Annotated in this window: 7 protein-coding genes and 1 tRNA gene; 2 read left to right on the forward strand and 6 right to left on the reverse strand. The window is 71.1% G+C overall.

The annotated features are described in order from the left end of the window. Nucleotides 1-129 precede the first annotated feature (129 nt). The gene (locus ACZ58X_RS16605) at nucleotides 130-729 is read right to left on the reverse strand and encodes a hypothetical protein (RefSeq protein WP_375897262.1); all 600 of its coding nucleotides are present in this window, start codon (nucleotides 727-729) and stop codon (nucleotides 130-132) included. A 363-nt stretch (nucleotides 730-1,092) separates the two neighbouring features. Here ACZ58X_RS16605 and ACZ58X_RS16610 point away from each other — a divergent pair, with 363 nt between their 5' ends. After that, on the forward strand, nucleotides 1,093-1,302 hold the full coding sequence (locus ACZ58X_RS16610; RefSeq protein WP_350517275.1) for a DUF5703 family protein: 210 nt from the start codon (nucleotides 1,093-1,095) through the stop codon (nucleotides 1,300-1,302). 187 nt (nucleotides 1,303-1,489) lie between these two features. On the opposite strand, the gene ACZ58X_RS16615 is transcribed toward ACZ58X_RS16610, so the two are convergent. The 3 genes from ACZ58X_RS16615 to ACZ58X_RS16625 all read right to left on the reverse strand — a co-directional run bounded on the left by ACZ58X_RS16615 (nucleotide 1,490) and on the right by ACZ58X_RS16625 (nucleotide 4,470). Then, nucleotides 1,490-2,332, reverse strand: a complete 843-nt coding sequence (locus ACZ58X_RS16615; RefSeq protein ID WP_470334338.1) for a chaplin — start codon at nucleotides 2,330-2,332, stop codon at nucleotides 1,490-1,492. A gap of 284 nt (nucleotides 2,333-2,616) precedes the next feature. Next, entirely contained in the window at nucleotides 2,617-2,859 is a 243-nt protein-coding gene (locus ACZ58X_RS16620) for a chaplin (protein WP_470334339.1), read from the reverse strand. Nucleotides 2,860-3,138: 279 nt separating this feature from the next. Next, entirely contained in the window at nucleotides 3,139-4,470 is a 1,332-nt protein-coding gene (locus ACZ58X_RS16625) for a M20/M25/M40 family metallo-hydrolase (RefSeq protein ID WP_360246117.1), read from the reverse strand. 304 nt (nucleotides 4,471-4,774) lie between these two features. Between ACZ58X_RS16625 and ACZ58X_RS16630 the strand changes: the two genes are divergently transcribed. Next, nucleotides 4,775-4,859: transfer RNA gene (locus ACZ58X_RS16630), tRNA-Leu, on the forward strand. A gap of 248 nt (nucleotides 4,860-5,107) precedes the next feature. On the opposite strand, the gene ACZ58X_RS16635 is transcribed toward ACZ58X_RS16630, so the two are convergent. After that, complete coding sequence (locus tag ACZ58X_RS16635) at nucleotides 5,108-5,851, reverse strand: TetR family transcriptional regulator (RefSeq protein WP_360245516.1); 744 nt, start codon at nucleotides 5,849-5,851, stop codon at nucleotides 5,108-5,110. A gap of 87 nt (nucleotides 5,852-5,938) precedes the next feature. Further along, on the reverse strand, nucleotides 5,939-6,397 hold a 459-nt coding region (locus tag ACZ58X_RS16640; protein WP_470334340.1), incomplete at its 5' end, for an acyl-CoA dehydrogenase family protein.

Here is a 6,397-nt window from a genome sequence, read left to right on the forward strand (position 1 = left end):
CGTCGGTCGGTCGGCCGTCCGACCGACTGACCGACTGACCGACTGACCGACTGACCGACTGACCGACCGGCGAACGCGCGAGGGGCGGGCCCAGAACTCCGGGCCCGCCCCTCGCGCGTTCGTCCGATGTCAGTCGTCGGGGTCCTCGTCGTCGTAGACCTCGCTCACGTCGAACCGGCAGATCAGCAACTGCGGGTCGGCGTGCTCGAACGGTTCCGGCAGCCACTCCCCCGGCTCGGTCGGCTCGGCCGCCGCGACCCAGAGCGTCGAGTCCGCCTCCTCCAGGCCGAACTCCTCGCTGCGGGCGGCGATCTCGTCCGGCTCGTACTCGCCGAACAGCACGCCGATCGCGGAGTTGACGCCGCCGGCACCCCCCGGGGTCAGCGACTCGTCGAGCCGCTCGGCCTGCGCGCGCAGCCGCTTGGGGTCGACCACGTGGTAGTCGCGCCGGATCAGCACGCTGATCGCCTCGGGCTGTTCCGGGCCGTGGTAGCCGCCCGGTCCCTCGTCGCCGGGAATCTCGAAGGGGGTGACCTCGTCGTAGACCTCGTACAGGAGCTGGTCGTAGGCGATGGCCGCCGTCGCGAGCTGCTCGTAGGCAGCGGTGACGGCGGGATCATCAGCTGCGTTGGGGCTTGACACCGCTTCCAGATGACGGTCGATGGCGGCCTTGACCGCCTCAGCGGCGGCGCGTACCTCGGCAATGGTGGGCTGCGCGGCATCAGACATGGTGCAGACGCTATCTCCCCGCGGCGCCGGTACGCACAGCGGTTGTCACCTACACCCGCGATTTCACCGCAACTTCCCCCCTGATGTCCGATTCCGTGCGTTCTGTCCCCCGCCGGGACCGGCGCGGGGCGGGCGCAGAGGGCGCGCAGACGGTCCGGCGGGGCCGTCCGGGTACCGCTTCTCGCGCCGGTATCGGGGTATCCCCTCCACAGCAGCAACAGAACTGATGCACTGTCAGACAAGCCTCCGGGCCGGGAGCCGTCGAACCAGCGCACCGGGGCGGGAGGACGGCCGGAAATACCCGGGCCGACTGTCCGGGGCAGGCCGTAGGCTTGCGTGCAGGTGATCCTCAGGAGGAGCGTTTTGACCCCACCGAAGCCGGTCCGGCAGCCGGAGTACGAGTACCAGTCGCTGCGCATGCCGCGCGGCACCACCCGCAACGCGGCGCGCCAACTGCTCACCGAGCACGCCGAGTACGGGCACTGGGAGCTCGACCGGCTGCGACTGTTCCCCGACGGCAGCCGGACGGTCCGACTCAAGCGACGGATCATCCGGCAGATCCGGAGCTGGTGACGGGCGGGGGCGCCCCGCCGTGAGCTCTGTCCTGAGGCGCCCCGCACTGAGGTGCCCCGTGCTGAGGTGCCCCGCCCGAGTCGCTGCGCGCCGAGTGCGCGCCGAGCCTTCACGCACCCGCGGCCGCCCCTTCACCGGGCGGCCGCGGGTGCGTCCGTTCATCTGTTCAGCTGTTCAGCTGTTCGTCTCAGCGGGCGCCGGCGCGGGCCCGGCGGTAGAGCACCCCGCCACCGATCAGCAGCGCGAGCCCGGCGGCGCCGAGCATCTCGACGTCACCGGCGCCGGTGTGGGCGAGCTCGCCGCTCGCGGCGACGCTCTGGGTGGCCGGGGCGGCCGGGGCGTTGGTGCGGGCGGCGGCCGGGACGGCCTGGGTGCCGGCGTTGCTCGACGGCTGGGCGGCCGGGGTGCTCGGGGTGGCGCCGGTCGACGCGCCGCCGTTGCGCGAGCTGCCCGTACCGGTGTCGCCGCCGGTCGACGGCGGCGGGGTGTGGCCCTCGGGGCAGTCGTCGGTCGGCTTCGGGGCGGGGTGGGCCACGTTGCCGCACTCGTTGCCGAAGGCCGGGTTGCCGGCGCCCACCACGTTCACGGAGTTGCCGCAGGCGTTGACCGGGACGTGCACGGGGGCCTGGACGCTGTTGCCGGAGATCACCCCGGCCGAGTTCGCCGCGGTGCCGCTCGCGGAGGCACCTGAGGCGGAGGAGCCCCGGGAGGCGCCGGTGCCGGCGCCGGCACCGGCACCGGAGTGGCCGCCCTGGCCGGGCCGCGGGGCGGCGTGGCGGCCGCCGCCGGAGGCGTTGGCACAGTGGTTGCCGTACGCCGGGTTCAGCACGCCGATCACGTCGACCGTGTTGCCGCAGGCGTTGATCGGCACCTCGACCGGCACCTGCACCGAGTTCCCCGAGGCGACACCCGGTGATCCCGCCGCACCCCCCTGCGCCTCGGCGCCCGCGTAGGCGTAGCCGGCGGTCGAGGCCAGCACGCTGCCGGTGGCCACGGCAGTGAGGATCCCCTTCTTGGCTACATTCCTCATGATTTCCCCTGACGTATCGAGACGGCATGGCGACCTTGGCATGAACCCGTATGAAAGTCGGAATTTCCGTATATCCGGAAATCGCGCAAGGCCTTTGACTGCACAGGAGTTAACGAGAGGCAAACGGCGAGGTTGAGCCGAACGAAGCAGCTTCACCCGATCGAGCGATCGGGACGTTCGAACGTTGTCGAGCCCGACACGCAAGGGCCCCCGGCGCGGCGCGTCCGCCGCCCGGGGGCCGTACCGAGCCCGGCTCAACGGGCCTCAGCGGCCCGGAGACCGGCTCAGAAGTTGGCGCAGTGGTTGCCGAACGCCGGGTTCAGCACGCCGATCACGCTGACGGTGTTGCCGCACAGGTTCACCGGCACGTGGACCGGGATCTGGACCTGGTTGCCCGCGACGACACCCGGGGAACCCGCGGCCACACCCTCGGCACCGGCGCCGCCGTGAGCGGACGCGACACCGGCGGCGGCGAGCACCAGGCCACCGGTGGCGGCGGCGACAGCGGCGATCTTCTTGACCTTCATCATTCCTCCTGTATGGACAACGCACCCCGTTCGGCGGGCTGCAAAGGAATGAACGACGCTGCGGCAAACGGGGTACGGAACAGATTTCCCATTCACCCGCAACGGTGATCCTTCGCACAGATGATCGGCGCGGAATTGCCAGCAGAATCGTTTCTGTTGATCGCTTTCCACCCGTCCCACAATCATGCGCTCCGACAATGCGGTCGGCCCGCCCCCGGCAGTCCGGGAGCGGGCCGACCCAGTCGCCTGATCAGCAGACTTCGATCGGTCAGCAGGTGATCAGCAGGCGTCGATGAAGCGGTCCAGCACCCGGACGCCGAACTTCAACCCGTCCACCGGCACCCGCTCGTCCACGCCGTGGAACATCCCGGCGAAGTCCAGCTCCGGCGGCAGCTGCAACGGCGCGAAGCCGAAGCAGCGGATGCCGAGGTCCTGGAAGGACTTGGCGTCCGTCCCGCCCGACAGGCAGTACGGCACCGCCCGGGCGATCGGGTCCTCCGCGCGCAGCGCGGTCTGCATCGCCTCGACCAGCGCGCCGTCGAAGTCGGTCTCGATCGCCCGGTCCGAGTGCAGGCTCTCCCGCTTCACGCGCGGGCCCAGCACGCTGTCCAACTCGGCGAGGAACTCCTCCTCGTAGCCGGGCAGGAAGCGCCCGTCCACGTGGGCGGTGGCCTGACCGGGGATCACGTTCACCTTGTAGCCGGCGCCGAGCATGGTCGGCTGGGCGGTGTTGCGGAACGTGGTGCCGATCATCTTGGCGATGCCGCCGAGCACGCGGACCACCTCGTCCATGTCCTCCGGGTCCAGCCGGTACCCGAGGACGTCCGACAGCTCGTCCAGGAACGCCCGCACGCTCGGGGTGATCCGCAGCGGGAACTTGTGGCGGCCGAGCCGGGCGACGGCCTCGCACAGCTCGGTGATCGCGTTGTCGTCGTTCGACATCGAGCCGTGCCCGGCCCGGCCCTCGACCGTCAGGCGCATCCAGTGCATGCCCTTCTCCGCCGTCTCCACCAGGTAGAACCGGGCCTGGTCGTTGACGGTGAAGGAGAAGCCGCCGACCTCGCCGATGCCCTCGGTCACGCCCTCGAACAGCTCCGGGTGCTTGTCCACCAGGAAACGGGCGCCGTAGGTGCCACCCGCCTCCTCGTCCGCGAGGAAGGCGAGCACCAGGTCACGCGGGGGCTTGCGACCGGTGCGCAGCCGGTCACGGACGACGGCGAGGGTCATCGCGTCCATGTCCTTCATGTCGACCGCGCCGCGCCCCCAGACGCAGCCGTCGGCGATCTCGCCGCCGAAGGGGTCGTACGTCCAGTCCGCGGCGTTGGCCGGCACCACGTCGGTGTGGCCGTGGATCAGCAGGCCGGGGCGGGACCGGTCCTCGCCCTCGATCCGCACCACCGTCGAGGCCCGCCCCTTGGCCGACTCGAAGATCTGCGGCTCGATCCCGAACTCCGCGAGCTGCTCGGCCACGTACTCGGCCGCCTTGCGCTCGCCCGGGCCGGAGCCGTCCCCGTAGTTGCTGGTGTCGATCCGGATCAGATCGCGACAGATCTCGGCGACCTCCGACTCAGCCGTCACCTTCGGCGCCGCCGACTCGCTCCGCTCGCTCACGGTCACTCCTCGTCTTGGGCCCGCACCGACGCACCAGCGCGCCACCCCCAGGACCTGCTACCCGGGCCGTACGAGCACGTCCGCCCATCCTCCCCCAGCCCTCGATCACGATCCACCCCCCGCACGCCCCCGAAACCCGCTGGTCACACCCCGGCCACAGACCACCCCTTGCCCCCGCCACCAGCCCCGCCACCAGCACGTCCGCCCGTTCCGGAGCCGTTTTGGGAGCTCAAGCCGATCTTTGCTACAGTTACATCTGTCAGCGCGACGGACGAGAGATCGGAAGCCGCGAGGACGACACCTAGTCCGGGTGGCGGAATGGCAGACGCGCTAGCTTGAGGTGCTAGTGCCCTTTATCGGGCGTGGGGGTTCAAGTCCCCCCTCGGACACCGACAGAAGAGGACCCCAGTTGATCTGGGGTCCTCTTCGTTTTCCAGGGCTTCGTTCCAGAGCCCTGCTGGCCGCCGACGGCTGTGGCGGGGCCGAGGCGCAGGCGGGCGCCGTCAGGTGGCGGCACGCAGGGCGGGGGGACCGACGGACGATCGGTCAGGAGGGTTCGGGGGAAGGCAGAGCGGGGCCGGCGGCCCGGCGGGCTGCGCTGCGGGCCGACCCAGCGGGCCGGGCCGGGCCGCTGCGGTCAGATCCGGCGGGAGTCGCCGATGGCGCTCTCGATGCCCTGGACCATCCGCCAGAGCGGCGCACGACGGCTGGCGACCAGCACCACCACGTCGTCGGCCGGGCTCTCGCCCTCCGGGGCGGCGTCGGCGGGGCGGTCGCTCCAGGTGGAGGTGACGAAGGCCATCGCCGCGTCCACCTCGGCCACCCAGTCGCTCTCGCCGCCCGAGCGCAGCCAGGTGCGCAGGGCGTGGTTGTGCGCGGCGACCACGGCGGCGGCGATCACGTCGGCGCGCAGCGGGCCGTCCGGGCGGTCGGCGAAGCGGCCGCGCAGGTAGGCGGCGAGGGTGTGCTCGTAGCGCCAGACCACCGACAGCTCGTACGCGCGCAGGCCGGGGACCTTGCGGGTGAGGCGGTAGCGCTGGACGGAGAAGGAGGGCTGCTCCGCGTACATCCGCAGGACCAGCCGGGCCGCCTCGCAGGCGTGCCGGACCGGGTCCTCCTCGCCGGTGCCGGACTCCAGGAACTCCGTCATCTCGGCGAGGCTGCGCTCGTGGTCGGGGAAGACCACGTCCTCCTTCGCCGGGAAGTAGCGGAAGAAGGAGCGCCGGCCGACGCCGGCGAGCGAGACGATGTCGTCGACCGTCGTCTGCTCGAAGCCTCGCTCCAGGAAGAGTTCGAAGGCCGCGGCCACCAGCGCCTCGCGCATGGCCGGCTTCGAGGGCCCGTCGTTCATGGGCAGGTCCTGCTCTTCCTTCTCGCTCATTCTCCGGAACTTAGCATCGGCGCGACGGGGCGCCCCCGACGGCCGGTCGGCTGGACCGGCCGGCCGTCGGGGCCCGTCGGGCCGTCGTTACGGCAGGTTGCGGGCCATGACGATCCGCTGGACCTGGTTGGTGCCCTCGTAGATCTGGGTGATCTTCGCGTCCCGCATCATCCGCTCCACCGGGTAGTCCCGCGTGTACCCGTAACCACCCAGCAACTGCACCGCGTCCGTGGTCACCTCCATCGCCACGTCCGACGCGAAACACTTCGCCGCCGCACCGAAGAACGTCAGATCCGCGTCCCCACGCTGCGACTTCGCCGCCGCCACATACGTCATCTGCCGCGCGGCCTCCAACTTCATCGCCATGTCCGCCAGCATGAACTGCACACCCTGGAACTCCGCGATCGCCTTCCCGAACTGCCTGCGCTCCTGGACATAGCCCTTCGCGTAGTCCAGCGCACCCTGCGCGATCCCCACCGCCTGCGCCGCGATCGTCACCCGCGTGTGGTCCAACGTCCGCATCGCCGTCGCGAAACCCGTACCCTC

This window comes from Kitasatospora sp. NPDC040550 (assembly GCF_055594965.1).